Source organism: Enterococcus sp. DIV0240d (genome assembly GCF_051711245.1).
GTDB lineage: Bacteria > Bacillota > Bacilli > Lactobacillales > Enterococcaceae > Enterococcus_D > Enterococcus_D casseliflavus.
This window is the reverse complement of sequence record NZ_JBIOMG010000001.1, coordinates 2,365,853-2,391,393: the sequence shown is the minus strand read 5'-3', so window position 1 is coordinate 2,391,393 and position 25,541 is coordinate 2,365,853. Positions and strand designations below refer to the sequence as shown.

The following is a 25,541-nucleotide window of genomic DNA, read 5'->3' as shown; positions in this document are numbered from 1 at the left end:
ATGGAATTTACGTATCACTATACTGGACAAGGACAGCAAGTCAAATACTTTTTGAAGGAACAAGGGGTGTCCAAAGGACTGTTAGCAAAAATCAAATTTCAAGGCGGAAAGATATTTGTCAACGATCACGAGCAAAACGTCTTGTTTTCTTTGGCGCAAAATGATAGGGTAACTATTGTAATTCCTCCTGAAGGGGAACATGAGACGATGCTGGCTGATCCGACACCGATTGAGATCGTGTATGAAGATGCCCATCTGTTAGTCGTGAATAAGCCAGCTGGCATCTCATCGATCCCTGCGCAATATCATCCGACTGGCACGATGGCCAATCGCGTCAAGGCCTACTATCAAGCGCAGCAATATGAAGACCAAGTGATTCATGTAGTCACGCGGTTAGACCGTGACACATCAGGATTGATGCTTTTTGCAAAACATGGGTTTGCCCATGCGAAGCTGGATAGCCAGTTGAGAAAGAAGCAGGTCGTAAAAAAATATCAAGCCCTCATTGCGGGAGATCTTTCCGCATTATCCGCCCATAGCGAGATCGATTTGCCTATAGCTCGGGACTTGACCTCGCTTTTGAAACGCAAGGTCAGTGTAGAAGGAAAAGAGGCACGTACAGAGTATTGGCTAAAACAGCGCAATTCAGATTGCGCATTAGTCGACATTCAACTACACACAGGCCGGACACATCAAATAAGGGTCCATTTTTCTGCGATCGGTTGTCCCTTATTAGGAGACGAGATGTATGGGGGATCAATGGCTTTTGGGATCAAACGACAGGCATTACACTGCTGTCAGCTGCAATTTCAGCATCCCTTTACGAATGAACCGTTGGCTTTTAAGCTGCCCTTACCAGCAGACATGGCCGCTGTTTGCTCAGCCATGGATAGGCAATAACAAATGAGGTGAAAAGATTGGATGAAAATCAAGAATTAACCGAACGGTTTGATCAACTGAATCAAGCATTAAAAGTCAATGATATCCAGGGATTTCGCGAGGCATTCTTGGATCTGCATATCTACGAGCAGGGTCAGTTCTACCAATCTCTAGAAGCAGCCGATCGACAAATCGTCTATACGTATCTATCGCCGAAAGAATTAGCAGACATGTTTGACGTCATTGAAGAAGATGATGAACACATGGTGGACTATCTTTCAGAGATGCGCCCCGCCTATGCGGCTGATATGTTGGCGCAAATGTATACCGATAATGCCGTCGACCTGCTGAATACTCTGGATAAAAAACAAACAGCAAAATATTTGAGTTTGATGACCGCTGAAGCTGCTAGCGAAATCAAAGAGCTGTTGCACTATGAAGATGAAACTGCTGGATCGCTGATGACTACCGAGTTTGTTTCCATTGTTGCCAATCAAACGGTTCGTTCAGCGATGTATGTCTTAAAAAATGCCGCAGATGTTGCCGAGACGATTTACTATATTTACGTCGTGGATACTGATAATAAGCTTGTGGGCGTTATTTCTTTAAGAGACTTGATCATCAATGATGAAGATACCATGATCGCTGATATTTTGAACGAGCGGGTGATGTCGGTCCATGTTGGAGATGACCAAGAGGATGTCGCTCAGACCTTCCGAGATTATGACTTTCTCGCATTGCCAGTCACCGATTATGACGATCACCTATTAGGGATCGTGACCGTCGATGATATCATCGACGTTATCGATGATGAAGCAGCCAGTGACTACTCTGGTTTGGCAGGGGTCAATGTGGAAGAAGTCAGTGAGAACCCGATCAAAGCGTCTTCGAGACGCTTGCCTTGGCTTATCACCTTACTCTTTCTCGGAATGGCCACCGCCAGTCTGATCAGTCATTATGAAGAGTTGGTCAGCGAAGCAAGTATTCTCGCTGTTTTTATCTCACTGATCACTGGGACCGCCGGTAATGCTGGTACCCAATCCTTAGCCGTAGCCGTTCGTCGTCTGGCGATCAATGACGACAAAGAAAACAGCTTTATGAAGACGGTGGTCGGTGAAGTGCTGACGGGACTGTTCACAGGTGCCATCACGGGATTGACGATTTTTGCTATCGTAGCTGTCTGGAAACAAAATCCGATTCTAGGGTTTGTGATTGGGATGGCGATGATGTGTGCCATCACAGTAGCCAACTTAGCGGGAAGTTTGATCCCGATGCTGATGGACAAGCTGGGTTTTGATCCAGCAGTGGCAAGTGGTCCGTTTATCACGACCCTTAGCGATTTGACCAGTGTTTTGATCTACTTCAACATTGCCAGTCTTTTTATGAACTATTTTATTCAATGAACAAAAAAGAGCAAGCCGATGATTCTTCATTCGAAGGAAGGTCATCGGCTTGCTCTTTAATTTTTTGGTTTTGGCAATACCCCAGAAGGAGAGACACCATAAAGTTTTTTAAAAGACTTGCTAAAGTGATAAGCATCCTGATAGCCCACAGCAGAGGCGACTTCTTTGATCGTGAGGTTTTCATTTTTTAACATGTCTTTGGCACGCTTTAAGCGAATCTCAATCAAGTAGTTGATGGGACTGACACCTGTCGCCTCTTTAAAAATCTTTGAAAGGTACGTCGGACTGAGAAATTGATCTTGTGCGAGCTTCTCTAACGTGATTTCTTCTTTATAATGATTTTCCAAGTAATAGACCGTATAGTTGACGATTTGTTGTTGTCGTCGTTGGCTTTTGGAAAGGTAAGGCACGACATTGATGTGGTCTTCATTTAGCCCGCGTAAAATGTAGACGAGCATCTCCATCAAAACAGCTTTTTGCATCAATTGAAACTCATCCCGCTCTTCACTGCTTTCTCTCACCAACTGCCAGGCTTTTTCCAAAACTTGATGATGGTATTTGCCTAGCTCCAACAAGGGGTGTTTGTTCGGGAAAAAATTCCGTTTAAAGCCTTCCAAAGAAATATTTTTCAAACCAATATGCAGCTGATGGGAGCGAGTGCCCTTAGGCTGCAATTCGCAGTGATCGATGCCAGGATTGAAAAGCATGACGCTGCCAGCACGGATTTTTTTCGCTGGTTCTTTTTCAAAATAATAGGTACTTTCTCCTTCTAACAAGACGCTGATTTCTAAAAAGTCATGATGGTGCATTTCGCCATGACTTTCTGATTGTGTCCATGGGTCAAAGAGATAGATGATTTCTGGATTAAACGTGCGAGGGTTAACTAAATTCATGGCTGATTCACTCCAATTGGGTGCTTATTTCCTGTAAAAAAAGGGAATGGTACTTCTTACTAATATTTTACATCAAAATGAGTAAGAAAAACCATTCAAATCGCTTTTCAAAACGCTAAGCTTAACAACGAGAGGGGGAATTAGATGAGTAATACACAATGGATCTGGCGCTATGCCAAAAAGAACCGGGGAAAAATCATATTGGCAGTCCTGTTTTTAGTGATCAATGCAGCGCTGATCATTGTTAATCCGTACTTGGGAGGAATGGTGATCGATGATGTCATCAATCAGCAAAAAACGCACTTATTGATTCCATTATTGTTGATCATGATCGCAACGACCGTCATTCGTACCATTGTCCGCTACAGTTATCAAATTTTATTTGAACGGGTCGGGCAAAATACGCTATACGATTTACGGGAAGATTTGTATCAGAAGCTGCAAGAATTGGATTTCGACTTTTTCAATCACACTCGTGTGGGAGATATTATGGCACGGATGACTGGTGATACCGATGCCATTCGCCACTTTGTTTCTTGGGTGACCTACAATATCGCTGAATGTATCTTGTGGTTCTTTTCAGCGGTGGTGGTTATGAGCTTTATTGATTGGAAATTGATGTTGGCGCTGGTGGCTGTCACACCGATCATATTTCTGTTGACCAATCGCATGTCTAAGAAAGCACACCCGTTGTTTTTTGACATTCGTGAGAGCTTTTCGCGCTTGAATTCAATGGTGGAAGAAAATATCGGCGGCAATCGAGTGGTGAAAGCTTTTGCTCGTGAAAATTTTGAGATTGAAAAATTTCGCTCTTACAACGAAGATTTTAAGACCCGCAATATGGCATCTGCCAAAGTATCCCGTACCTATCTGCCATGGCTTGATGGCTTAGCAGGAAGTTTGTCAGTCATTGCCTTGATTTTGGGTGGGATCTTCGTTATCAACGGCGAGATGACATTAGGGGATCTTGTTGCGTTTAATGGCTATCTTTGGATGTTGAATAATCCTATGCGCATGAGTGGTTGGTTGATCAACGATGTTCAGCGATTTTCTGCAGCCTGTATCAAAATTCGGCAAATGTTGGCGCAAGAATCGAAAATTCCTGTTCATCAACAAGAAAAATTAGAGCCAATCAAAGGATTTGTAGAGTTTAAAGATGTTTCCTTCCACTTTTCGGATGATCCGAATCAAAATGTGTTGGAAAACATCAACTTCAAAATTGGCCCTGGCCAAACGTTAGGGATCTTAGGGGAAACCGGTTCAGGGAAAACGACGTTAGTGAATTTAGTTGGACGCTTTTATGATCCGACTGAAGGGGAAGTATTGATTGATGGAAAAAACGCCAAAGAGTATCCCGTGCGTCAAATGCGGGAAAACATTTCAATGGTGATGCAAGATGTCTTCTTGTTTTCCAATACTATCTCCGACAACATTGCTTTTGGAAATCCTTTAGCGGATGAAGGCTTTATTCGGCAAATGGCGGTAGTCGCTGATGCAGACACCTTTATTTCTCGGATGCCTCAAGGCTATGAAACGATCGTGGGCGAGCGAGGTGTAGGGCTTTCTGGCGGACAAAAACAACGGATCTCCCTAGCACGGGCCTTAGCCAAAGATCCATCGATCTTGATTTTGGATGATACGACGTCTGCCGTCGATATGGAGACAGAATCGAAGATCCAACAGGAGCTGACAAAATTAACAGGAGAGAAAACGACGTTTATCATTGCGCATCGGATCTCCTCTGTTCGAGAAGCCGATCAGATTCTGATGATGGAAAAAGGACGAGTCGTTGAACAAGGGACCCATGAAGAACTTGTCAGTCTGCGGGGCAAATACTACGAAGTGTATCAAAAACAATTAGGCTTGTCAGGAGGTGAAGACGATGGCGAGAAATAAATTTGATGTGGATGAGGAATTAGACCAGGAGTTTAGCTGGAAGGATTTCAAACGCTTGTCACAATATGTCGTTCCTTATAAAAGAAGTATTGCGAAAGTCCTATTTACGATCATTCTGGCAAACTTAGCAGGAATGTTGGCGCCCGTGTTTACAAAGATCGCGATCGATTCATCGATTCCTGAGAAAAATGTCAACCAATTGCTGCTTCTGGGAGCTGCCTTTCTAGCGACCTTGATCGTTATCGGCGTCTGCATGCGTTACCGTATCTACCATATCACGAATATTGGTCAAGACGTATTGAAGGATATGCGCTTTGATATTTTTGAACATCTGCAGCGACTGCCTTTTTCTTATTTTGATACAAGGCCCCACGGCAAGATCTTGATTCGCATCGTAAACTATATCAATACACTGAGTGACCTATTGAGCAACGGCCTGATCAATTTGATCTCGGATGTTTTCAACGTCATCATCACCTTGATCTTTATGTTTGCGATCGACTTCAAATTGACCTTGTATTCCCTTGCGCTGCTGCCAATTTTGTTCATCATGGTGATGGTGATCAAGAATAACCAGCGCAAAGCCTATCAGGTGTTGAGTAATAAACAATCCAATCTAAATGCTTACATTCATGAAAGTATTGCTGGTATCAAGATTACCCAATCCTTTGCGCGAGAAGAAGAAAATGCTGAGATCTTCCAAGAAGTCAGCAATGATTACCGGACTTCATGGATGAAAGCTGTCAAAATTCAGTTTCTGATGTGGCCAGGGGTGCAAAACATTTCAGTCATTACGACTTGTTTGATTTATTTTGTCGGCATTCGTCAGATCGGTGTCGATGTCAGCACAGGTACTCTGATCGCTTTTATCAGTTATATCAATAATTTCTGGAATCCAGTCATCAATATCGGGAATTTTTATAATTCTTTGATTACAGCAACAGCCTATCTTGAACGGATTTTTGAAACGATGGATGAAGTCCCAGATATCGAAGACAAACCTGATGCAAAAGTATTGCCGACGATGAAAGGGACCGTTGATTTTGAACACGTGACCTTCCGATACGAAGAAGGCAAAAACATTCTTTCTGATGTTAACTTCCACATTGAACCTGGGGAAAGTATTGCTTTGGTTGGTCCTACTGGTGCAGGGAAAACCACGATCATCAACTTGCTGAGCCGCTTTTATGATGTCAATGAAGGCAGTGTTAAAGTGGATGGGATGGACGTTCGTGACGTGACGCTGGAATCGCTGCGCTCACAAATGGGTGTCATGCTGCAAGATACCTTTATTTTCTCAGGAACGATCATAGAGAATATTCGCTATGGAAAATTAGATGCGACAGAAGAAGAGATCATCGAAGCAGCGAAGATCGTCCGTGCCCACGACTTTATCACGGAGTTGAAAGACGGCTATCAAACCGTCGTCGAAGAACGAGGAAGTACTTTATCTGCAGGGCAACGGCAACTGATTTCCTTTGCCCGAGCGTTGTTGGCTGATCCAAAAATTTTGATCTTAGATGAAGCGACCTCAAGTATCGATACGAAGACAGAAGAATTGCTGCAAGAAGGATTGTTGAAGCTGTTAGAAGGCAGAACCTCATTTATCATCGCTCACCGACTGTCCACGATCAAAAATTCTGATCGAATCTTTTACGTGGCAGGGGGGACAATCGCTGAATCGGGTAACCATGATCAGCTAATGGCACAAAAAGGCTTGTATCACCATTTGTATCAATCACAATACGACTTATTGCAAGCGATCTAAAAGAATCCCCACAAACGATAGAAACACATCGTTTGTGGGGATTTCTTTGTGTCCTTCAAGCTCAATCGTTAAGGTCAACGATTCTGGTTCCATGAACTTCTTTTACACCTAGTGTGTCGGCAACTTCTTGGGCATTTTCAAAGGAAATGCCACCGCCAGGTAAAATCGTTAAACGCTCACCAGCATAGGCGATCAATTCTTTCAGACGATCGAAATTTGCTTCGATTGGAGTGCCTGCAGCACCACCATGGGTCAAAATCCGCTGTACCCCATGCTCAGCTAACCAATCGATCGCCTTGAATTGGCGCGCTGCAGGAATCGCGTCGAACGCCATGTGAAAAGTAACCTGCAAGCCTTCTGCGGTTTCTAACAGTAGCTCCAATGCTTCTTCGTCCAACCAGCCGCTAGGTGTTAAGCAACCTAGAACAACGCCGTCTGTTCCTATTTTTTTTGCTTCGATCAAGTCGGTATGCATGATTTTCAATTCTGTATCATTGTAAACAAAATCACCGCCCCGAGGTCGAATGATCGTCATAACGGGTATTCCTTTTTCGCCAGCATATTGCAGAACTTCTTCTTGCACGCCGGTACTTGGTGTTGTTCCGCCGACTGCTAAATTATCACAGAGTTCGATGCGCTTTGCACCTCGGGCGATTGCTAAGGGAATATTGGTATAGTTTTCTGCACAAAATTCTTTTAACATGATTTACCTCCATTTGATGGGTGTTCAATTGATTTGTTATTCTATCCACTAGCATTCTACCACAAGAATATGCTAAAGTAGAGCAGAGATGAGGGAAGTTGAATGTTAAAAAAAATCGATCGCGGGCGCCTATTTTTAAACGCCCATTATCACTTGTTTGAATGTCCATTGTGCCGCCAAGCATTTTTCCCGACCGAAAATGGCTTGGTTTGTCCAAATCGTCATCGATTTGACTTATCAAAGAAAGGCACACTTTTCTTTTTGGATCATCAAGTCAAAGCAGATTATGATCAAGCACTGTTTTTGCCGCGTCAACGTATGATCGCTAGCGGCATGTATGCACCAGTCGTTGAATGCATCAAAGCAGCTTTGGGGGATGCTAAGCATCTTTTAGATGTTGGCTGCGGGGAAGGCAGTTTTCTGGCTCAGCTGGTCAATGAAAAGACTCAGGCGGCTGTCGGCTTTGATATTGCCAAGGACGGAGTCTATCTAGCAACCAATCAAAACGTACCAGCTTTTTGGTGTGTGGCGGATCTGACCAACCTGCCGTTTGCTGAAGCGAACTTTGATACGATTTTCAATCTATTTTCGCCGTCAAATTATGGGGAGTTTAACCGCATTTTAAGAAAAGGCGGACAGCTGATCAAAGTGGTCCCTGCGGCGGATTATTTAAAAGAACTACGAGCCGCTTTTTATCCTGATGATGAAACAAAACAACAGTATTCGAATGAACGGGTCGTTAGCAAATTTTTTGAACACTATCCCAACGCATCCCGTCAAAGAGTGACGCATGTTTTTGCGATCCCTGAAGAAAATCGTCAAGATTTACTTGCCATGTCCCCGTTAGAGTGGGGGGCTTCGGAGGAACGCAAAGAAAAGCTGCGGCAAACCCCTTTGACACAGATTACGGTTGATGTTGAGGTGTTGATTGCGAAAATTTCCTGAAAATATTTTGAACTTTTTTGTTATTTACTCTTGCAATCATGCCATGGGAGTGATATATTGTTCTCAAGTCATTTTTCATTGGTTTTTATCAGGTTCCTGTTCTGATAAAAGTTAGTGAAAAGAGCTTCACTAACGTAACGACTCGCAGTGATCGACACCGAGTTGGTACGTTTTTTTTATGCCCAAAAAAGCGCCCAAAAAAATGTTGTTTCTAGAAAAACAAGCGTGCCAAAATATGGTACTATAGAAGTTATTGAAGTAGTTACTGAGCATGCAATGGAAAACGTAACGTTTAACGACACAAATCAATGCGAGAACCGATCGGCAGTAACCGATCGAAAGGAGTTTTTATCTATGAATCACATCGTTCTTTTTGAACCTCAGATCCCAGCCAATACGGGGAATATTGCACGGACGTGTGCAGCAACAAATACTCATTTACACTTAATCGAGCCTTTAGGCTTTTCAACGGATGACAAGCAATTGAAGCGTGCTGGGCTTGATTATTGGCACGATGTCAATATTACCTATCATAAAGATTTAGCTGCTTTTATGGACTTTTTAGGAACGCGTCCGTTGTACCTGATCTCGAAATTTGCCAATCGCGTGTATTCTGATGTCGATTACACCGCAGATGACGATCAGTTCTTCATTTTTGGGAAAGAAACGACGGGGCTTCCAGAAAGTTTTATGCGTGAGCATGCCGAAAAATGCTTGCGGATCCCTATGAATGATGAGCACGTTCGTTCCCTAAATCTATCAAATACGGCTGCGTTGATCATTTATGAAGTTTTGCGGCAGCAAGGCTTCCCAGAGTTGGAATTGACGCATCATTACGAGAACGACAAATTAGACTAAGAAGCGAGGCTTTTTCGATGCAATTATACTTTACCCGTCACGGAAAAACAGAGTGGAACCAAGCACGCCGCTTTCAAGGAATGCTGGGGGATTCGCCGCTATTGCCAGAAAGTTATGACGAGATCAAATTACTCGGTGATTATCTGGCAGCTATTCCTTTTGAGAAGATTTACTCAAGTACATCTTTGCGAGCAAAAGTGACTGCCCAAGAGATCCAAGCCAGACTCCAACACCCTGTTGAAATCATTTATAATGAGAACCTGCGAGAAATCGGACTCGGTGAATTGGAAGGTCGGTCCATCGATGAAATGCATGAGAAGTATCCCCAACAACTGACTGATCTGCGTAATCACCTGGATCGTTACGATCCCAGTGCCTTTAAAGGTGAGCCGATCCAAGAAACATTGAGCCGAATCGAGACCGTCGTCATGGATGCGGTGATGCAGCATGAAGGCCCATTATTGTTCGTCGGTCATGGCGCATCCTTTACGGCTGCTATACAGTGGCTTGCAGGCAAACCATTAGCCGAATTAAGAGAGCAAGGTGGATTAGTCAATAACAGCGTTAGCTTATTAGAGACGAATGAACAAAAAGTATTGCCTTTTGAACTAAAACTTTGGAATGAAGCAAGCTTTTTAAGCAATCAGGCAGGATTAGACGCTTTATTGTAAACCATGAAAGGAGCGGCACCATGATTCCAGAAAGAACGTTTTTTGTCGGCCATGTTGCCGCCATCTTTTTCCAGAATCCCAGCAATTTTTATAAAGTACTATTAGTTAAAGTCACTGAGAATAATGCCGACTACAAAGACTCGGAGATCGTCGTTACTGGTAGTTTCGGCGAAATCCAAGAAGAGGAAAAGTATCGGTTTTTTGGTGAGCTGGTCAATCATCCCAAGTATGGCGTCCAGTTGAAGGCTGAAAGCTACCAACAAGAACAACCAACCTCTGAACAAGGGTTGATCGCCTATCTTTCTGGAGAAAAATTTCCTGGGATCGGCAAGAAGACCGCTGAAAAAATCGTTGATCTTTTAGGAGAAGAAGCGATCGACCGGATGCTGGAAGAACCAACATTGTTGGAGCAGATTCCAGGATTGAATGAAAGTAAGCAAAAAATGATTTTAGATACCGTTCGACAAAATCATGGGATGGATCAAGTGATCGTTGGCTTGAGCCGTTATGGTTTTGGTAGTCAGCTTTCTTTTGCAATCTATCAAGCCTACAAAAATGAAGCATTAGCAATTATCGAAGAAAATCCTTACCAGCTGGTGGAAGACATTGAAGGCATTGGCTTTAAACGCGCAGATGGCATCGCTGAGCAGCTAGGGATCGTAGCTTCGTCACCGCAACGGTTTCGAGCCGCAGTCTTGCATCAGATCTTTGCCCAATCCTTGCAGACGGGTAATACCTTTATCCACGCCCAGGACTTGTTAGAGCAGACACTGCGTTTATTAGAGACGAGTCGTCCTATTGAGATCGCGCCAGACGACCTGGCATCAACGATCATTCAATTAGTGGAGGAAGGAAAAATCCAGCAAGAAGAAACTCGTTTATATGAAAACAGTTTGTACTTTTCTGAGTGGGGAATCGCTAGTTCCATCGAACGCTTGCTTTCCCGCAAAAAAGAGATCGTGTATCCTGAGAAAAAAATCAGCAAAACGCTGCGAAAAATTGAGAAGCATTTAGGCATCACCTATGGGTCTTCGCAAGAAGAAGCAATCAAAGAAGCCATTCGTTCGCCATTGTTTATTTTGACAGGAGGACCTGGTACTGGGAAAACGACGGTGATCAATGGGATCGTACAATTGTTTGCTGAATTGAACGATTTGGACTTAGAACCATCAAAATACAGCGACGAAACCTTTCCGATTCTCTTGGCAGCACCGACTGGTCGAGCCGCCAAACGAATGAACGAAACGACTGGCTTGCCAAGTGGTACGATCCATCGTTTGTTAGGCTTGAACGGACGTGAAAAAGCGCCATCGATCAGTCCAAAAGAATTAGAAGGCGGTTTACTGATCGTCGATGAGATGTCTATGGTAGATACTTGGCTGGCGAATACCCTCTTTAAGTCGATTCCTACGAACATGCAAGTGATTTTTGTGGGGGATAAAGATCAGCTTCCTTCTGTGGGGCCAGGACAAGTCCTTCATGACTTGCTAGCGATCGATGCGATCCCGAAACAAGAATTGACGGAGATCTACCGCCAAGGCGATGGGTCAAGTATTATTCCACTCGCCCATGCCATAAAAAACGGGCAGCTGCCTGCTGATTTTACACAAAACCAAAAAGATCGTTCTTTCTTTGCGTGTGATGCTTACAAAATCGAACCGTTGATCGCTCAAATCGTGAAACGGGCAAAAGACAAAGGCTATACGCCGCAAGATATTCAAGTGTTGGCACCAATGTATCGTGGGGCAGCGGGTATCGATGCCCTTAATAAAATGATGCAAGAGATTTTTAACCCCAATGATGGGACCAAAAAAGAGGTGACCTTCAATGATACGGTGTATCGTATCGGCGATAAGGTCTTGCAGTTGGTAAACTCTCCTGAAGATAATGTGTTTAATGGCGATATGGGGCAAATCGTTGGGATCACTCTAGCCAAACAGTCGGAAGACAAGATCGACGAGCTGGTCATTCAATTTGATGCCAACGAAGTAACCTATAAGCGGAATGAATGGAACAAGATCACGTTATCCTACTGTTGTTCGATCCATAAATCTCAAGGCAGTGAATTTCAAATGGTTATTTTGCCGATGGTTCATCAATACCAACGTATGCTGCAGCGCAATTTGCTATATACTGCTGTGACCCGTAGCAAAGAGATGCTGATTTTACTTGGTGAACCACAAGCGTACCAAACTTGTGTCAACCACGAATCTGCGACTCGTTTAACGACGCTGAAAGAACGCATCAATGGCACAGAAAAAATGACGCCGTTACAACGAGCAAAATTGGCCCAATTTGAAGAAGCGGATGATCCATTTTATGAGGATTCCTCTGTTGACACGAAAGTAAAAACGTCATCGACGAAGATAAAGGAGCAATCCAGCACTAAAGTTACTGCTAACAAGCAAGCGGCAGAAAAGCCTTCAGATAGTGGGCTTGATTTGTTTGTTTTTGCCGAGACGGAGCCGTCAGCATCAAATCAGACACAAATGGCAAAGCCTCTTTCAGGGGATAAGGTTCTAAGTGAAGGGACTACGGGGGAAGAAGCACTCATCGAAGAAACGCCAAACGATGGTGTATTGACCTTAACGATGGTCAAAAAGCATTTAGTGGATCCAATGATTGGCATGAAGGATTGTTCTCCATACGACTTTATGCCCGCAAAAAATGGTTGATTCAAAGATGAGAAAATACTAAAAAAGGGTCGTTAGTGAGCGCTTTCTTTTGGTTTTTTGGCTTCTTATGCTAAGCTAAAATCAAAAGGAGGCGTTACGTTATGGCGAAAGAAACCGAAGATAAATTAGCAGAATTAGCAAAAGAATCTGGCAACGACTTTAAAAAATTAGATGAGATGGAAAAAGAATTTAAATTGGATGAAAGTCCTGAGTCAGAACGAGGCGATCGGGAAGAATCTGGGTTAGAAAAAACGTTAGATAAGGCGCCGATTTTTCCGCCTAACACACCGAATAACCCAACGAATCCTGGCAGTCCTGGAAATCCATAGCTTGTCCACAAAAATACTATGACAGTCGGATAATCGAGTAGAAAACAAAAAGCCTGAAGAATGCAGCTTCGCATTCTTCAGGCTTTTTTGCAATCGATGAGGTTTACTTTAAATGCTGATAATAATAGATCGCTAATTGCGTGCGATCCCGCAACTCCAGCTTTTCTAGTAATTGACTGATGTAATTACGAATGGTTCCATCACTCAAATACAAGGCATCAGCGATTTCTTTATTATTTTTACCCGCTGCTACTTCTTTGATGATCGCAAGTTCACGTTCGCTAAAAGATGCTTGATTATCTATCGCTGGTTGGTTCTTCATCATTTGCGTGAAGGTCTCGACGATCTCATTCCCAAACACGACTTGCCCATTGTATGCGGCTTTGACAGAAGGGATGATCGCTTGCAGGTTCTGTTTGATCAAATATCCTTTGACACCGATAGAAAAGGCTTCACGAATGTATTCTTGATCTTTGAAGGTGGTCAAAAGCAAGAGGATCGCTTGCGGAAATTTAGCCAGTATTTCTTTGGCAGCAGCGATCCCAGTTTGTTCCGGCATACGGATGTCGGTCAACAAAACATCTGGACGATGCGCTTCGTAAAGAGCAATGGCGTCTTTGGCACAATGACCGATACCCAACACCTGAATCTCTTCTGTGCTTTCAAGTATGGTTTGCAACGAGGTCGTCACAAACGGGTCATCATCAATAATGACTACAGTAATCATTGGTGTTCCTCCTTTGGTAAAATGATCGTCAACTGAAAGCGTTGGTTTTCTTGCAAAATATGAACTTGACCTTGTAGCTCCTGGACCCGTTGACGCATCGTTTTCAGACCGATTCCGCTGTTTGCAGTTTGGGTTGAATTGACGTCCTCGTTGGTGATTTGCAAACGGTAAAAGGCGGGCAGCGTGCGAAAATGCACGACAACGGTTTTGGCATGACTGTGTTTGATGCTGTTGGTCAAGGCTTCTTTGATGACCATTAAGAAACAGTTTTGCTGTGCTTCGCTCAATCCTTCAAACAAGTTTCCTTCAATCGTTATGGAAGAGGGGAAATCAGCAATCAGAAACTCTATGGCTTGCGGAAAAGAAATCGATGTTTCATGGAGATCATGAACGCTTTGCCGAATGCGATCCATCCCAGTGTGAACCGTTGCACTCAAATTTGCTAACGGCACATTTAATTTCGGCTCTTGATTGATCATTTCAAGCGCACCAATTTGTAAAATGGCACTCGAAAGTAGATGGCCGACATTGTCATGGATATCTCGCGCGATTCGATTTCGTTCTTCCGCGATTTGTAAGGCTAATTTTGTCTCTTGTGACAGGGCTAATGCTTTGTTTTGTTCCGATAACTGCTGCTGCTTTTCCCAATGGGTATCTTTTGAAGCAATATATTTTTTCTCAAGATCGATCATTCGCTGCTCTTTTTTTCGTAAATAAAAAGCGAAAAGCAGTAGCAGGATGATAAAGGCGAGCTCAGTGGGTGAATGGTTGCCAACCGTCGAAATCAACAAAAAACCTAATAGGAATAAACCATCATCTTGTCTTTCTTTTGGAGCGATCACCCGCATCATTGCGGGCAAAAAGAGGGCAAGCGCTGGCCAAAAGGCACATAGCAGCAACAGAATAACTTGAAAAAACCAGCTTGGTTTCTTAGGCAGCAAATAACTGACGCCAGTAAATAAAACAGCGATCAGCAGATAGATGACTTGCACAGCAACAAATCCTTGGTTTACCAATAAGAACAATGAGATAGCGAGGAAAAAGCCCGCTTCGGTGAGTGGTCGATAGTTCGTCATAGGAGACTCCTTCATTGTGACAAATGTCATGGTTGGTTTAGCCAATCGTCACTAGTTTCTTTCCTTGAACTTTATTATAGTCAGATTAACAAGAAATTTGGAAGGAGTTTTTCATCATGATTATCGAAATTGATAAATTAGTAAAACGCTATGGTGATTTTGTGGCATTGAACCATTTTGATCTGCAAGTTCAAGAAGGAGAAGTTTTAGGTTTATTGGGACCAAACGGGAGCGGAAAATCCACCGCCATCAACTGTATGCTCTCTTTGTTAAATTATGATAAAGGGACCATTAAACTGTTTGGATCAATCATGACGCCGGAAAATTATGCCGTCAAGGCAATGATTGGCGTCGTTCCTCAAGATGTTGCCGTCTTTGAAGAACTTAGTGTGCAAGAAAATATCGATTACTTTTGCGGTTTATATGTTGCTGACAAACAGAAACGCCAAGCCTTGATCGAAGAAGTGATTCAATTAGTGGGATTGGAAAATTTTGTGACGTTTCACCCAGGCGAGCTCAGCGGTGGGTTGAAGCGACGATTAAATATCGCCTGCGGGATCGCTCATAAGCCGCGCTTGATCTTTTTAGATGAACCCACGGTAGCGGTCGATCCTCAAAGTCGGAACAAAATTTTAGAAAGTATCAAAGAACTGAATCGTCAAGGAGCGACGATTGTTTATACGACCCATTACATGGAAGAGGTGGAGATTCTTTGTGACCAGATCGTGATTATGGATCAAGGACAGGTGATTGCTAAAGGAACCAAGGAATCTCTAAAAGATATGGTACGGACAGCGGATCGTTTGACCATCGATATCCCCTTACTGCCTGAGCCTGTATTGACAACAATTCAGCAAACCATTGCTTCTGATGGGATCGCCTATAAAAACGGTCAGCTTGAAGTAACAACGACGGAGCTGAATACAGTTTTATTACCGATTCTGACGCTCTTACAAGCAGAGCATATTACTTATGGAAAAATCGCAACCAAAGAAGCCACCTTGAATGATGTCTTTTTAGAGATCACGGGCAAGGAATTGAGAGATTAAAGGAGGGAATCACAATGTTTTGGCATTTTTATAAATACCGCACAAAAGTGTTGCTGCGAAATAAATCCATGCTGTTTTGGACGTTGGCGTTTCCTATCCTCTTAGGTCTAATGTTTATGGCTGCCTTCGGGGAGATCGATCAAGCGGGCAATCTAGAAACGATCACAACGGGGATCGTAAAGACTGGAGATCAAACAGCGCTTTCGGAAAACTTTTGCACCGTCCTTGAACAAGTAAAAATCAATGAAAAACCATTATTTGAACTCGAGGAATTACAAGAGGCAGAGGCAGCTGAGAAGCTGACTGCCGGTGATTTAGCTGGGTATTATCTGATTGATGATGAAACCATTTCTCTGCATGTGGGCCAAGCGGGCATGAGCCAGTCGTTGATGAAAAATGTAATGGATCAATTTTTACAACGCACAGCAATCATTGCTAGTAAAGCGGCAGAACTTGAGAGCCTTGATCTGGCACCAATTCTATCGGCTTTTGAGCAGGAAGCGACTTTTCAAGAAGTGAATGCTGATCGTGACATGAGTTTCAAAAGTTTCTATTTCTTTACGTTGATCGGGATGGCGATCCTCTACGGGACGATGTGGGGTGTCCGCAATGTCCAGGATCAGCAAGCCAATCAATCCGCGAATGGTATTCGGCTTTCCTTGATACCAAGGAAACGGACATTGGTTTCAAGTGCGAATTTAGCGGCAAGTTTTACGATTGTGTTAGTCGAAATCTATCTTATCTTAGCCGTCTTTCGTTTTTTCTATCAAGTAGACTTCGGACAACGTTGGCAGTGGTTACTGCTGGTTGCCGCATTAGGATCATTGTGTGCGATTTTGCTAGGGACATTGATTGGGAATCTGACACCAAAAATGAATTTGGTACAAAAGGATGGTATTTTGGTCTCCGTGACAATGGCAATGAGCTTTTTTGCCGGGATGATGGGCTCGGAACAAATCAAGTATTGGCTTGATCTGCATGTGCCACTGTTGGGGCAAGTGAATCTCGTCAATTTGATCAGTGAAAGCCTGTATCAATTGTACTACTATACAGATTTGACTAGCTTTTATACCAATCTTCTATGGCTGACTGGCTTTATCGTCCTATTTGCCATCGGGAATGCTTGGATCGAAAGTGGGGTGCGCTATGACGCTTTATAAAACGATTTGGACTTTGCTTAAAGCAAATAAGTCGAACTTACTGATTGGGGTATTGATCACTGTTGTTGTCACATTCTTTTATGCACAAAGCATCGATGTCGAAAACACTTCTTTGCAAGAGGCAAAAATTGCTTTGATCAGTGAGGAGGAGTCGCCTGTCGTGGATGGTCTCCGAGCCTACTTAAAAGAAAAGCAAACCTTGGTCACTTTGGATGGCACCTCGCAAAAAGAAATTGATGATGCGCTTTATTTTAATCGTGTAAACATCGTCTTGCATGTGCCAGCAGATTTCACTCAACAAGTTGAGGCAGGCAAGATGCCGACGATCGAGATTCAAAGTCGACCAGATGCCTTTTCTAAAACAGTCGTCACTCAGCAAGTGAACACTTTTTTACAAACAGTCCTTTTGTTTCAGGAGGAAGGCAAAACCGTCGGATCGGCGATAGAACAAGCGCAATCTGCACTGGCGGTTACAGGGGATGTGAAGCTGAGTGCAGAGTATGGGCAGCGAATGAAAAAACTGTTGACTGGCATGACCTTTAATTTATTGTCTTATGGGCTCTTTCTCTCGGTATTTAGCGGGTTTGGTGTGATCAACTTGGCATTCAATCGCAAAGAAATCAGCAAGCGAAACCAGAGTGCACCACTTCCGAAGCGTGTATTGCAGCGGAAAATCCTTCTAAGTTTGATCAGCTACTCGCTACTTTTGACCTTCGGCTTTCTACTACTGATGGTGCTATTAGTGATTCGCACCTCGTGGGATACAGCAGCCTGGTACCACATTTTGAATACGTTCTTATTTTTATTGCCAGTTATCAGCTTTTCAGCTTGTGTCACTTCCCTGGTGAAAAACTCAGAAGCGATCGGTGGGATCAGCAATATCTTCATAACAGGAAGTTGTTTTGTCGGTGGCGTCTTTGTATCCGCGAATTTCCTGCCAGATATCGTCAATAAAATTGCAGCGTTTACGCCAACCTATTGGTTTGTACAAAACAATACATTGATCAGTGAAACCCTCACTTATAATCAAGCGTTCACAGAATCCTTTTGGTTCAATGGCTTCGTACTAGTTGCTTTTGCTGCCGTGTTTTCAATGCTCCAATTTATTTTGGGAAGAGAAGGAAGCCGTCGTTGGCAATACCACTCGGCGAAAAATTAATGATCGAACGTATAGAAAAACGATACAAATCAGCAGCGATTTGTATCGTTTTTTTATGGGCACCAGAATAGTTGTGAAGCCGTGGTAAAGGTAATATCAAAGGGGCGTTGCCCCATTTCCTCGCCATCTTCTTGTCCATGTTGAGGAACGGTGGAGATGATTCGCAGCTTCGAAGTGGAAAGATGGTGAAAGTAACGTGAATTCATGTGTTTCTTTTGCATCAGTAAGCCGATCAGCCAAAAAATCTTAAAAATCGCCACACGTTCGACAAGAACGAAATCAAACTTTTTCTCTTTGACTGAAGCAGTTGGGGCAATCGCCACACCGCCGCCAAAGTAAGGATGATTGGTCGTGGTACATAAAAAAGCTTTTTTGTAACTGAACTGCTGCCCATTGCACTCAACTAAGATCGGGAAGCCTTTTTGGCGAAACAAAACCCGAATAATCGCAGCGATATAGGAAAAGGAGCCAAGATTAAACTTATTTAGATTGCTTTTTGCCACAGAGTGATTGGTGGTATAGACGATTGCCGCATCAAGACCAATTCCGACATTATTCAGAGCAATGCCATTTTCTTCTTGGATCTGCTCCTCATAACGGATAATGGTCAATTCTTGAGGCTTAGTAGTACCAGCAATTTTCCAAAATGCTTTTTCTGGTTCCCGCGGCAACTCGATACTCCGAGCAAAATCATTTCCTGAACCAGCAGGGATATAGGCAACGGGGATTTGTTGTTGTTCAAGTTGTAACTCTGATACTACTTGGTGCAACGTTCCATCACCGCCGATAACCACCAATAATGGATAAAGCATCTCGCCATTTTCTAAATAGACCTCATCCCAAGGAATGAGGCGTTCTTTTAAGAGTTTTCGTGTGATCGTTCGTTCATCACCTGGAGACTTTGTTAAATAGACTTGATGGGGGAAACGATGTTTTTTTACAATTTTTTGCACACGTTCCACCGCTTTTTTTCCTCGTCCACTGCCTGAGGCAGGGTTCACGAGGAAGTGATAATAATAGTTCATTTTATGAATAGCTCCATATCGTTTTTTCGTTCAATGCGATTAATTATAGCATGTTTCGACAGAAGGAGGGGGGACGATGCCTGAAAAAAAGAGCAAAAAAATAGATTCGACGATTGTGCTTTCTAGGTTCTCAAAGGTTCTTATGTCCACTTTGATCCTCAGGTAACGATGCCCATCGCCGAATCCTATTCAATTAGTAAGGAGTAACTCAAATTCCCACATCCTTTGTCTTTTATTCTAAGTTGACAACAATTCTTTTCTTGCAGAACCTGCTTCGTCTGCTTTACTGGGAATCTTTGCTCCTTACACTTACAGTATAGCAGGTTTTCCTATTTCAGCAATCGCTTACAATGTTTGCTTCGTGCTTTTTAGAAAATTTTAAACTTTCTAAAGGAAAGGTAAAAATAATAGCAACTTCCTCTTTTCGCACCAAACTCGGAAGCTGTCGTCCAAGTGTTCCCGAAGTGAGCAAGCTGTGAGAAGGCAGGCATTTAAGCTGAAATTTTTTTAAAATTTTAGTTCATATTAAAATAATTATAAGCTGTCTAATTATCTTTTTATTAATATTTCTTCCGTTTTACTTGTTAAAAAAATGCGATAGGAGTAAATTAAAGGTGTAAAAACTTATTTTAGGAGGAATTAGGATGTGTACTGCGCTAACGTATGTAACGAAGGATCATTATTTTGGCAGAAATTTTGATTACGATGTTTCTTATAAAGAAGTGGTGACCATTACTCCGAGAAATTACCAATTGAAATTTCTTAAAGTAAGTGAAATAGATCACCATTATGCGATGATCGGGATTGCTGCTGGAGTCGCTGAATACCCACTCTATTATGATGCGGTCAACGAAAAAGGCTTAGGTATCGCTGGTTTGAATTTTCCAGAAAATGCTGTATACAATGAGTTTCAAGAAGGGAAAGAAAACGTCACACCTTTTGAATTCATCCCATGGTTACTAGGACAATGCGCTACCGTGGAAGAGGCAAAAGCCCTGTTGGCAAAGGTTAATCTGGTAAAGATCAATTTTAGTGAAGAACTACCATTATCGCCATTGCATTGGATGATTGCTGATAAAAAGAGTGCCATCGTTGTTGAGAGTATGAGTGATGGTCTTCATATTCATGAAAATCCGGTAGGGGTCTTAACGAATAATCCGCCATTTGACTACCAGTTATTCAATTTGAATAACTACCGTGTGTTATCATCGAAAACACCAGAAACGCATTTTTCTGACAAGCTGGATTTTGATGAGTATAGTCGTGGAATGGGGGGCTTAGGTCTGCCAGGAGATCTTTCTTCGATGTCTCGTTTTGTCAAAGCGGCATTTACCCGAATGAATTCCGTTTCTGGAGAATCTGAATCCGAAAGCATTAGTCAGTTTTTCCATATTCTAGGTTCTGTCGAACAGCAAAAGGGACTATGTGATACTGGAAACGAAAACTATGAATACACGATTTATACTTCTTGCTGCAATACAGACAAAGGGATCTATTACTATCGTACGTATGAAAATAGTCAAATCGTTGCAGTCGATATGAATAAAGAAGATTTGGAAGGGGATGTACCGATCTCTTATCCATTAGTTGAAGACCAACAAGTATTTTTCAGTAACTGATCCATTTTTAAAACCCCATCTCAATGCCGTTTTGAGATGGGGTTCTTTTTCTGCTTTGTTTCAAACCGAATCGCTCTGACTCGGTGTTGCCTTCTTTTGTGCAGTGCGTTTATTTGGGAATGGGAAAAAGCGATTCACCAGTATGGCGATCGTCATGCCTATGAAGCTGTCAATAATACGATTAAAGGCATACAAGTATGATTCAGTTTGAGGAATCATAAACAAAATCGTCAATAGCGTGGCACAGGCGCCAACCGTTCCCTCAGAATAATCAAATTTGACCAATAAAGCGATCATCAACATGATCACTAAAGGGATCGCAATGATTTGTATAACGGACGAATATCCGAAAAAGTTAAATATCGCAATACAAAACACGGAAGCGATCGCGCCAAAGCTGTTGCCAGCAATCCGATGTTTCCCGTATTTGATGGTGTTTTCATGGTCTTCTCGTAGTGTGAAAACAGCTGTGATCGTCGATACAACATACGTTTCACGATTCAAAAGAAAACTAATCAAAATACACAGAAATACACTAATGCCGGTTTTTACATTTCTTAAACCAAAGGTCAATCCAAATAATTTCAATCATGCCATCCTCTCAAAACAAATTTCAACGAAATAGATTATACCATATCGCAAGCACTCATATTTTAGATTTTCAGAAAAATGAACAACGATTCTTTCATCGTGCGTTGAGAGGTAAATTCTACCAGTAGTCGAAAAGCTAGTTTTATCCTATGCACAGCAATTTGGCTTGATGGGTTGGGCAAAAAACGGGCAGTCCTCAGGAACTTCTGGCTTTGGCTTTCAATTGGAAGCAATTCAGATTAAGCTGGTAAAAAAAGGTGGGAAAGCACCTGGAACGACGAATAATGGCTTTCGAGATGGACTGAAAAAATATGTAGATAAACGGGGCAAAGGGTTGATCAAAGGGTCAAAACAAAAGATTTATCACCTGCCGGGTAGTCAATACTATAAGAAAACGACCAGTCCGATTCGTATGTTCAAGACAGAGGTGGAAGCTTACAAAGCGGGCTTTCGACCAACTAAATAGAGAAGGACTCAGTCAATGTGTACACAATCGGGCACTTGAAACTGGTTCGATCACTATAAACAATTCCTTCCCCTCAGCGGGAAAGGAGTTTTTTATTCCATAGTATTTTTTGCTAGATATGAGGATTCACAAAGTAAGTTTACTGGCTGCCCGCTTTATAGGCTGATCCTTTTTTTAGCGAGGTTTCAGCACAAAGCTACCATCTTCATCGTTCATTCCTTCAATAAATGTAAAAATAATATTTTTACCATCTCTTTCAAGGAAGAAGTAGGACATCTCAGTTTCATATTCTGGATCTTGCATCACTAGCTGATTGTCTTCAAGGGTATAGTTGTAGGTATACTCGAATTCTTCCCAGATTACCCCATCAAAAGCTACTCCAAGCTCTTCCAGTTCATCATCTTCTTCTGATTGTAGCGAGCTATTATCGGTACCAATAGTAAGATTCGTTTCACTAAATGTGGCTGTCATCACTGCATACTCACCATCATCATCATCATCTATCTCAATAAGCCAGTCATTTTTTTGTAAGTCTTCTTTTGTGATATTTTCATTACCATTACCATTTCCACAACCAACAGCTATGACCATCAGAAGGAGAGTTATTAATTTTATCGCTATTTTTTTCATTATTACACCTTTTCATCCTTTTGTTTTTGTTTATATGATTATATTGTAACATATTTATTGCGTACCTCGTTAAAGTAAAAAAATATGATTATCCATCACGTGATTTGCGACATCGATTACAAGTGCTTCTCTCCCTTCTTTTTTTAGTTTTGCTATTTGAAAGATCAGCATGATTAGCGGTACTTTTTTATTAGTAAGCGTAGGCTTTGCAAGAGTATTTCTCATTGAGTTTGCTTTCCAAAAGTATGCTTTTATTGGAAGCCAAAAAGAAAAGCTACCCCATGAGCCGTGACTAGCTTGTTTAAGTAGAATAAAGAAGCACTGAATGAATGGCAATCGGTGAGAAACTTGACTTAGAAAAAGCTTTTAAGGTGATTTCGAAAAGGATTTGGCTGGTTTAACATTGATATATGGCTATTAATGTGTATAATAAGTACTTGTGCGAAGCGCACCGCGGTTCATCAACCATCCCGCGTAATCAAAACTCGGAGAAAGTAGGGATCAAATGGAAAAATCAACAAATCTAACCAATCAACGTTTGCGTGTCGTCGCAGCCAATGGGATCATTATGGCACTTTATGTTGCTGTAACGGTTCTGGTCGCACCAGTCGCCTCAGGAGCGATTCAATTCAGAATATCTGAAGGGTTGAATCACTTAGTCGTTTTCAACAGAAAATTGATGTGGGGTGTCGTCGGTGGGGTCGTTGTGTATAACTTGTTCTTTGGAATGGGGATCTTGGATGTCGTATTCGGCGGTTTCGGAAGCTTTTTAGCCTTAGGAGCAACTGCCTTGGTACATAAGAAGATTCCAAATGTTTTCTTAAGACTCGCATTTAATACAATTGTTTTTTCATTAAGCATGTTCCTGATTGCGATTATGCTAAACATCACCTTAGCATTACCTTTCTGGCCAACCTTTGCAACAACGGCATTGAGTGAATTTATCGTGATGACGATCACTGCACCTGTGATGTATATCATCAATCGTGCCGTTCGTTTCGATAAGCGCGTTTAAAAAAAAATCTTGTTTTTTGCTTTGATGGTTCTCAAAAAACAAGAAAAAAGATCATTCCTTTCTTTTTTAGGAATGATCTTTTGTTTTATTCTGCTTTTAGGTCTTCGATCTCCACAACTTTGAAATTTTTTGCTTCCAGTTGAGAAACGATCTTGTCGCATAATTCTTTTGATGTGTTCGCTGGTAAAGTGATCATCGTACGACGGATAAATTCATCTTTACCGATATCCAGTGTGATACAGCTGGCAATACTGCTGTATTTTGCGATTATTTTTGCGATGACTGCTAAGTCGCCTTGTTGACCAGTTGATGCGATCGTCAACACATAGCTTCCTTGCTCAACACTCCATGACTGTGACAACATGTTCAACAAAGAACTGTGTGTCAAGATGCCATAAAATTGATTGTTTTCATCTAATACAGCAATATAAGGCAATTCTTTGATCGTGAAGAAAACGTTAAAGAAAGAAGAATTGACATAAATAAATTTGGTCGCATTTTTTAGTAGATAAGTGACTGGCAAAGTCATGTCGCCGCCGTTTGCTTTGTGGCGATAAATGTGCATTTTATAAATATTTCCTCTGAAAATCTTGCCTGATTCATCTAGGATAGGCACACAACGATAACCAGATTCTTCCAAAATTGCCAGCGCTTCTTCTAAAGTAGCTGTTTCTTTTACCGTTGTTAAATCGCGTTTTTTGTAAACCATTGTTTTTAATAACATAATTTTCCCTCCCAAATACCCATTTAACACCATTATCATACCACAAAATTAGAAGAAACTATATTTTTACGACAGAAAATCAAAAATTGACACATTCTTAAATAAATGGTATTTTTAGTGTTGGAAAACTTTATAAAAAGGGGGAGGACACTAAGATGGCAACAAAAAAAGCTGCTTTGGCTTGTTCTGTCTGCGGATCCCGCAACTATTCAAAATCAGTCAGTGAAGGTAAAAAAGGCGAACGCCTTGAAATCAACAAATTTTGCAAGTATTGTAATCAATATACGTTGCATCGTGAAACGAAGTAAGGAGGGAATCAAATGAAATTTTTGAAAAATGTTGTTGAAGAAATGAAAAACGTTTCTTGGCCATCAAAAAAGCAATTACGTAAAGATACCTTTGTGGTGATTCAAACAACCATTATTTTTGCATTGATGTTCTTTGTGATGGACACACTGATTCAAACAGTCTTCAATTGGATCCTAAAGTAAGACTTCTTACTGATAGCGCTAGTCATTTATCGCAAATCATGCTATAATCGCTTTGAGGAAAAACTTCGGTGCAGCTGAGGTTTTTTTATTTTACAAAAAGATGGGGAGTCCGAAAAAAATGGAATCTTTTGAAAAAAATTGGTATGTACTGCATACGTATTCTGGTTATGAAAACAAAGTAAAAGCGAACCTAGAGTCACGTGCACAAAGCATGGGTATGGGTGATTATATTTTCCGTGTCGTCGTTCCCGAAGAAGTAGAAACAGAAGAAAAAAACGGCAAAACCAAAGAAATCGTTCATAAAACATTTCCTGGCTATGTATTAGTTGAAATGGTCATGACGGATGAATCTTGGTACGTTGTACGTAATACTCCTGGGGTAACAGGTTTCGTTGGTTCCCATGGTGCAGGAAGCAAGCCAGCGCCTTTATTACAAGAAGAAATCAATTCAATTTTACGTTCGATCGGTATGAGCACTCGGACAGTTGAACTGGAAGTAGAAATTGGCGAAACCGTCAAAATCATCGAAGGTGCGTTTTCTGGTCTAGAAGGACAAGTAGCAGAAATCGATGAAGAAAAACAAAAACTAAAAGTGAACATCGATATGTTCGGTCGTGAAACGAGTACAGAACTTGATTTTGAGCAAGTAGATAAGATTTAACTACTGGATTCACTAGCAAGAATGACTCTTTTACGGTAAAATAACAGTAATGAGAATAAAGTGGACCAATTCGTTGGCCCACTTTTTTTCTCAAAATCAGTAAGCGCTTTATAAGAGGAAGGGGTCCT

General features: G+C 41.8%; 26 protein-coding genes. 18 read left to right on the top strand and 8 right to left on the bottom strand.

What is annotated here, in order from left to right; all coding sequences use genetic code 11:
* Positions 1-900, top strand: coding sequence for an RluA family pseudouridine synthase (locus IGJ25_RS11305; protein WP_225001028.1), 900 nt, complete (start codon positions 1-3; stop codon positions 898-900).
* Positions 901-917: 17 nt separating this feature from the next.
* Positions 918-2,282: a magnesium transporter gene (gene mgtE / locus IGJ25_RS11300; RefSeq protein WP_225001027.1), complete on the top strand. Its 1,365-nt coding sequence runs from the start codon at positions 918-920 to the stop codon at positions 2,280-2,282.
* Between the two features lie 56 nt (positions 2,283-2,338).
* Here the strand turns inward: mgtE and IGJ25_RS11295 are convergent, their stop codons facing one another.
* Complete coding sequence (locus IGJ25_RS11295) at positions 2,339-3,175, bottom strand: AraC family transcriptional regulator (protein ID WP_128489306.1); 837 nt, start codon at positions 3,173-3,175, stop codon at positions 2,339-2,341.
* A gap of 144 nt (positions 3,176-3,319) precedes the next feature.
* Here IGJ25_RS11295 and IGJ25_RS11290 point away from each other — a divergent pair, with 144 nt between their 5' ends.
* Positions 3,320-5,071: an ABC transporter ATP-binding protein gene (locus IGJ25_RS11290; RefSeq protein WP_010749432.1), complete on the top strand. Its 1,752-nt coding sequence runs from the start codon at positions 3,320-3,322 to the stop codon at positions 5,069-5,071.
* Positions 5,058-6,839: an ABC transporter ATP-binding protein gene (locus tag IGJ25_RS11285; RefSeq protein WP_225001026.1), complete on the top strand. Its 1,782-nt coding sequence runs from the start codon at positions 5,058-5,060 to the stop codon at positions 6,837-6,839. Before IGJ25_RS11290 ends, IGJ25_RS11285 begins: the two co-directional genes overlap by 14 nt.
* 61 nt (positions 6,840-6,900) lie before the next feature.
* Here IGJ25_RS11285 and IGJ25_RS11280 read toward each other — a convergent pair whose 3' ends face one another.
* Positions 6,901-7,542, bottom strand: a complete 642-nt coding sequence (locus IGJ25_RS11280; protein ID WP_225001025.1) for a copper homeostasis protein CutC — start codon at positions 7,540-7,542, stop codon at positions 6,901-6,903.
* Between the two features lie 102 nt (positions 7,543-7,644).
* Between IGJ25_RS11280 and IGJ25_RS11275 the strand changes: the two genes are divergently transcribed.
* From IGJ25_RS11275 to IGJ25_RS11255, 5 genes are all read left to right on the top strand, one after another.
* The gene (locus tag IGJ25_RS11275) at positions 7,645-8,487 is read left to right on the top strand and encodes a methyltransferase domain-containing protein (RefSeq protein WP_438779320.1); all 843 of its coding nucleotides are present in this window, start codon (positions 7,645-7,647) and stop codon (positions 8,485-8,487) included.
* 354 nt (positions 8,488-8,841) lie between these two features.
* Complete coding sequence (trmL, locus tag IGJ25_RS11270) at positions 8,842-9,345, top strand: tRNA (uridine(34)/cytosine(34)/5-carboxymethylaminomethyluridine(34)-2'-O)-methyltransferase TrmL (RefSeq protein WP_225001023.1); 504 nt, start codon at positions 8,842-8,844, stop codon at positions 9,343-9,345.
* Positions 9,346-9,362: 17 nt separating this feature from the next.
* Positions 9,363-10,016, top strand: coding sequence for a histidine phosphatase family protein (locus IGJ25_RS11265; protein WP_005229730.1), 654 nt, complete (start codon positions 9,363-9,365; stop codon positions 10,014-10,016).
* A 20-nt stretch (positions 10,017-10,036) separates the two neighbouring features.
* Positions 10,037-12,691: an SF1B family DNA helicase RecD2 gene (gene recD2 / locus IGJ25_RS11260; RefSeq protein ID WP_225001022.1), complete on the top strand. Its 2,655-nt coding sequence runs from the start codon at positions 10,037-10,039 to the stop codon at positions 12,689-12,691.
* 101 nt (positions 12,692-12,792) lie between these two features.
* Complete coding sequence (locus IGJ25_RS11255; RefSeq protein ID WP_225001021.1) at positions 12,793-13,020, top strand: cold-shock protein; 228 nt, start codon at positions 12,793-12,795, stop codon at positions 13,018-13,020.
* A gap of 103 nt (positions 13,021-13,123) precedes the next feature.
* On the opposite strand, the gene IGJ25_RS11250 is transcribed toward IGJ25_RS11255, so the two are convergent.
* Both IGJ25_RS11250 and IGJ25_RS11245 read right to left on the bottom strand, forming a co-directional pair.
* Positions 13,124-13,747, bottom strand: a complete 624-nt coding sequence (locus IGJ25_RS11250; RefSeq protein WP_010749438.1) for a response regulator transcription factor — start codon at positions 13,745-13,747, stop codon at positions 13,124-13,126.
* Positions 13,744-14,853: a sensor histidine kinase gene (locus tag IGJ25_RS11245; RefSeq protein ID WP_375360087.1), complete on the bottom strand. Its 1,110-nt coding sequence runs from the start codon at positions 14,851-14,853 to the stop codon at positions 13,744-13,746. Before IGJ25_RS11245 ends, IGJ25_RS11250 begins: the two co-directional genes overlap by 4 nt.
* An 86-nt stretch (positions 14,854-14,939) precedes the next feature.
* On the opposite strand from IGJ25_RS11245, the gene IGJ25_RS11240 reads away from it, so the two are divergent.
* Genes IGJ25_RS11240 through IGJ25_RS11230 form a run of 3 tightly spaced genes read left to right on the top strand, consistent with a single transcriptional unit; the run spans position 14,940 to position 18,191 of the window.
* Complete coding sequence (locus IGJ25_RS11240) at positions 14,940-15,872, top strand: ABC transporter ATP-binding protein (protein WP_015509966.1); 933 nt, start codon at positions 14,940-14,942, stop codon at positions 15,870-15,872.
* A gap of 14 nt (positions 15,873-15,886) precedes the next feature.
* On the top strand, positions 15,887-17,032 hold the full coding sequence (locus tag IGJ25_RS11235) for an ABC transporter permease (protein ID WP_225001019.1): 1,146 nt from the start codon (positions 15,887-15,889) through the stop codon (positions 17,030-17,032).
* Entirely contained in the window at positions 17,019-18,191 is a 1,173-nt protein-coding gene (locus IGJ25_RS11230) for an ABC transporter permease (RefSeq protein ID WP_225001018.1), read from the top strand. The genes IGJ25_RS11235 and IGJ25_RS11230 overlap by 14 nt, the downstream gene beginning before the upstream one ends.
* A gap of 53 nt (positions 18,192-18,244) precedes the next feature.
* Here IGJ25_RS11230 and IGJ25_RS11225 read toward each other — a convergent pair whose 3' ends face one another.
* Positions 18,245-19,216 carry a diacylglycerol/lipid kinase family protein gene (locus tag IGJ25_RS11225; RefSeq protein ID WP_225001017.1) on the bottom strand — a complete coding sequence of 324 codons (972 nt, stop codon included), beginning with the start codon at positions 19,214-19,216 and terminating at the stop codon, positions 18,245-18,247.
* 644 nt (positions 19,217-19,860) lie between these two features.
* On the opposite strand from IGJ25_RS11225, the gene bsh reads away from it, so the two are divergent.
* On the top strand, positions 19,861-20,835 hold the full coding sequence (gene bsh, locus IGJ25_RS11220) for a choloylglycine hydrolase (protein ID WP_225001016.1): 975 nt from the start codon (positions 19,861-19,863) through the stop codon (positions 20,833-20,835).
* A 60-nt stretch (positions 20,836-20,895) separates the two neighbouring features.
* Here bsh and IGJ25_RS11215 read toward each other — a convergent pair whose 3' ends face one another.
* Positions 20,896-21,423 (bottom strand): FUSC family protein, encoded by a 528-nt coding sequence (locus IGJ25_RS11215; protein WP_225001015.1) that lies wholly within the window; start codon positions 21,421-21,423, stop codon positions 20,896-20,898.
* Between the two features lie 118 nt (positions 21,424-21,541).
* Here IGJ25_RS11215 and IGJ25_RS11210 point away from each other — a divergent pair, with 118 nt between their 5' ends.
* Complete coding sequence (locus IGJ25_RS11210; RefSeq protein ID WP_375360086.1) at positions 21,542-21,892, top strand: sunset domain-containing protein; 351 nt, start codon at positions 21,542-21,544, stop codon at positions 21,890-21,892.
* A gap of 174 nt (positions 21,893-22,066) precedes the next feature.
* Here the strand turns inward: IGJ25_RS11210 and IGJ25_RS11205 are convergent, their stop codons facing one another.
* Positions 22,067-22,522: a hypothetical protein gene (locus tag IGJ25_RS11205; RefSeq protein ID WP_231472600.1), complete on the bottom strand. Its 456-nt coding sequence runs from the start codon at positions 22,520-22,522 to the stop codon at positions 22,067-22,069.
* A 505-nt stretch (positions 22,523-23,027) separates the two neighbouring features.
* On the opposite strand from IGJ25_RS11205, the gene IGJ25_RS11200 reads away from it, so the two are divergent.
* On the top strand, positions 23,028-23,537 hold the full coding sequence (locus IGJ25_RS11200; protein WP_005229760.1) for a QueT transporter family protein: 510 nt from the start codon (positions 23,028-23,030) through the stop codon (positions 23,535-23,537).
* 85 nt (positions 23,538-23,622) lie between these two features.
* Here IGJ25_RS11200 and cbpA read toward each other — a convergent pair whose 3' ends face one another.
* On the bottom strand, positions 23,623-24,261 hold the full coding sequence (gene cbpA, locus IGJ25_RS11195) for a cyclic di-AMP binding protein CbpA (protein WP_005229762.1): 639 nt from the start codon (positions 24,259-24,261) through the stop codon (positions 23,623-23,625).
* Between the two features lie 155 nt (positions 24,262-24,416).
* Between cbpA and rpmG the strand changes: the two genes are divergently transcribed.
* From rpmG to nusG, 3 genes are all read left to right on the top strand, one after another.
* A complete protein-coding gene (rpmG, locus tag IGJ25_RS11190; protein ID WP_005229764.1) occupies positions 24,417-24,569 on the top strand; it encodes a 50S ribosomal protein L33 in 153 nt (50 codons plus the stop codon).
* Positions 24,570-24,581: 12 nt separating this feature from the next.
* Positions 24,582-24,752 carry a preprotein translocase subunit SecE gene (gene secE / locus IGJ25_RS11185; protein WP_005229766.1) on the top strand — a complete coding sequence of 57 codons (171 nt, stop codon included), beginning with the start codon at positions 24,582-24,584 and terminating at the stop codon, positions 24,750-24,752.
* A 118-nt stretch (positions 24,753-24,870) separates the two neighbouring features.
* A complete protein-coding gene (gene nusG / locus IGJ25_RS11180) occupies positions 24,871-25,413 on the top strand; it encodes a transcription termination/antitermination protein NusG (protein ID WP_005229769.1) in 543 nt (180 codons plus the stop codon).
* Positions 25,414-25,541 lie beyond the last annotated feature (128 nt).

Bases quoted from the DNA above. Each gene is read 5' to 3' on its own strand.
- IGJ25_RS11305 (WP_225001028.1), top strand. From the start codon at position 1: ATGGAATTTACGTATCACTATACTGGACAAGGACAGCAAGTCAAATAC.
- IGJ25_RS11295 (WP_128489306.1), bottom strand. From the start codon at position 3,175: ATGAATTTAGTTAACCCTCGCACGTTTAATCCAGAAATCATCTATCTC.
- IGJ25_RS11290 (WP_010749432.1), top strand. From the start codon at position 3,320: ATGAGTAATACACAATGGATCTGGCGCTATGCCAAAAAGAACCGGGGA.
- IGJ25_RS11285 (WP_225001026.1), top strand. From the start codon at position 5,058: ATGGCGAGAAATAAATTTGATGTGGATGAGGAATTAGACCAGGAGTTT.
- IGJ25_RS11280 (WP_225001025.1), bottom strand. From the start codon at position 7,542: ATGTTAAAAGAATTTTGTGCAGAAAACTATACCAATATTCCCTTAGCA.
- IGJ25_RS11275 (WP_438779320.1), top strand. From the start codon at position 7,645: ATGTTAAAAAAAATCGATCGCGGGCGCCTATTTTTAAACGCCCATTAT.
- trmL (WP_225001023.1), top strand. From the start codon at position 8,842: ATGAATCACATCGTTCTTTTTGAACCTCAGATCCCAGCCAATACGGGG.
- IGJ25_RS11265 (WP_005229730.1), top strand. From the start codon at position 9,363: ATGCAATTATACTTTACCCGTCACGGAAAAACAGAGTGGAACCAAGCA.
- recD2 (WP_225001022.1), top strand. From the start codon at position 10,037: ATGATTCCAGAAAGAACGTTTTTTGTCGGCCATGTTGCCGCCATCTTT.
- IGJ25_RS11255 (WP_225001021.1), top strand. From the start codon at position 12,793: ATGGCGAAAGAAACCGAAGATAAATTAGCAGAATTAGCAAAAGAATCT.
- IGJ25_RS11250 (WP_010749438.1), bottom strand. From the start codon at position 13,747: ATGATTACTGTAGTCATTATTGATGATGACCCGTTTGTGACGACCTCG.
- IGJ25_RS11245 (WP_375360087.1), bottom strand. From the start codon at position 14,853: ATGACATTTGTCACAATGAAGGAGTCTCCTATGACGAACTATCGACCA.
- IGJ25_RS11240 (WP_015509966.1), top strand. From the start codon at position 14,940: ATGATTATCGAAATTGATAAATTAGTAAAACGCTATGGTGATTTTGTG.
- IGJ25_RS11235 (WP_225001019.1), top strand. From the start codon at position 15,887: ATGTTTTGGCATTTTTATAAATACCGCACAAAAGTGTTGCTGCGAAAT.
- IGJ25_RS11230 (WP_225001018.1), top strand. From the start codon at position 17,019: ATGACGCTTTATAAAACGATTTGGACTTTGCTTAAAGCAAATAAGTCG.
- IGJ25_RS11225 (WP_225001017.1), bottom strand. From the start codon at position 19,216: ATGAACTATTATTATCACTTCCTCGTGAACCCTGCCTCAGGCAGTGGA.
- bsh (WP_225001016.1), top strand. From the start codon at position 19,861: ATGTGTACTGCGCTAACGTATGTAACGAAGGATCATTATTTTGGCAGA.
- IGJ25_RS11205 (WP_231472600.1), bottom strand. From the start codon at position 22,522: ATGAAAAAAATAGCGATAAAATTAATAACTCTCCTTCTGATGGTCATA.
- IGJ25_RS11200 (WP_005229760.1), top strand. From the start codon at position 23,028: ATGGAAAAATCAACAAATCTAACCAATCAACGTTTGCGTGTCGTCGCA.
- cbpA (WP_005229762.1), bottom strand. From the start codon at position 24,261: ATGTTATTAAAAACAATGGTTTACAAAAAACGCGATTTAACAACGGTA.
- rpmG (WP_005229764.1), top strand. From the start codon at position 24,417: ATGGCAACAAAAAAAGCTGCTTTGGCTTGTTCTGTCTGCGGATCCCGC.
- secE (WP_005229766.1), top strand. From the start codon at position 24,582: ATGAAATTTTTGAAAAATGTTGTTGAAGAAATGAAAAACGTTTCTTGG.
- nusG (WP_005229769.1), top strand. From the start codon at position 24,871: ATGGAATCTTTTGAAAAAAATTGGTATGTACTGCATACGTATTCTGGT.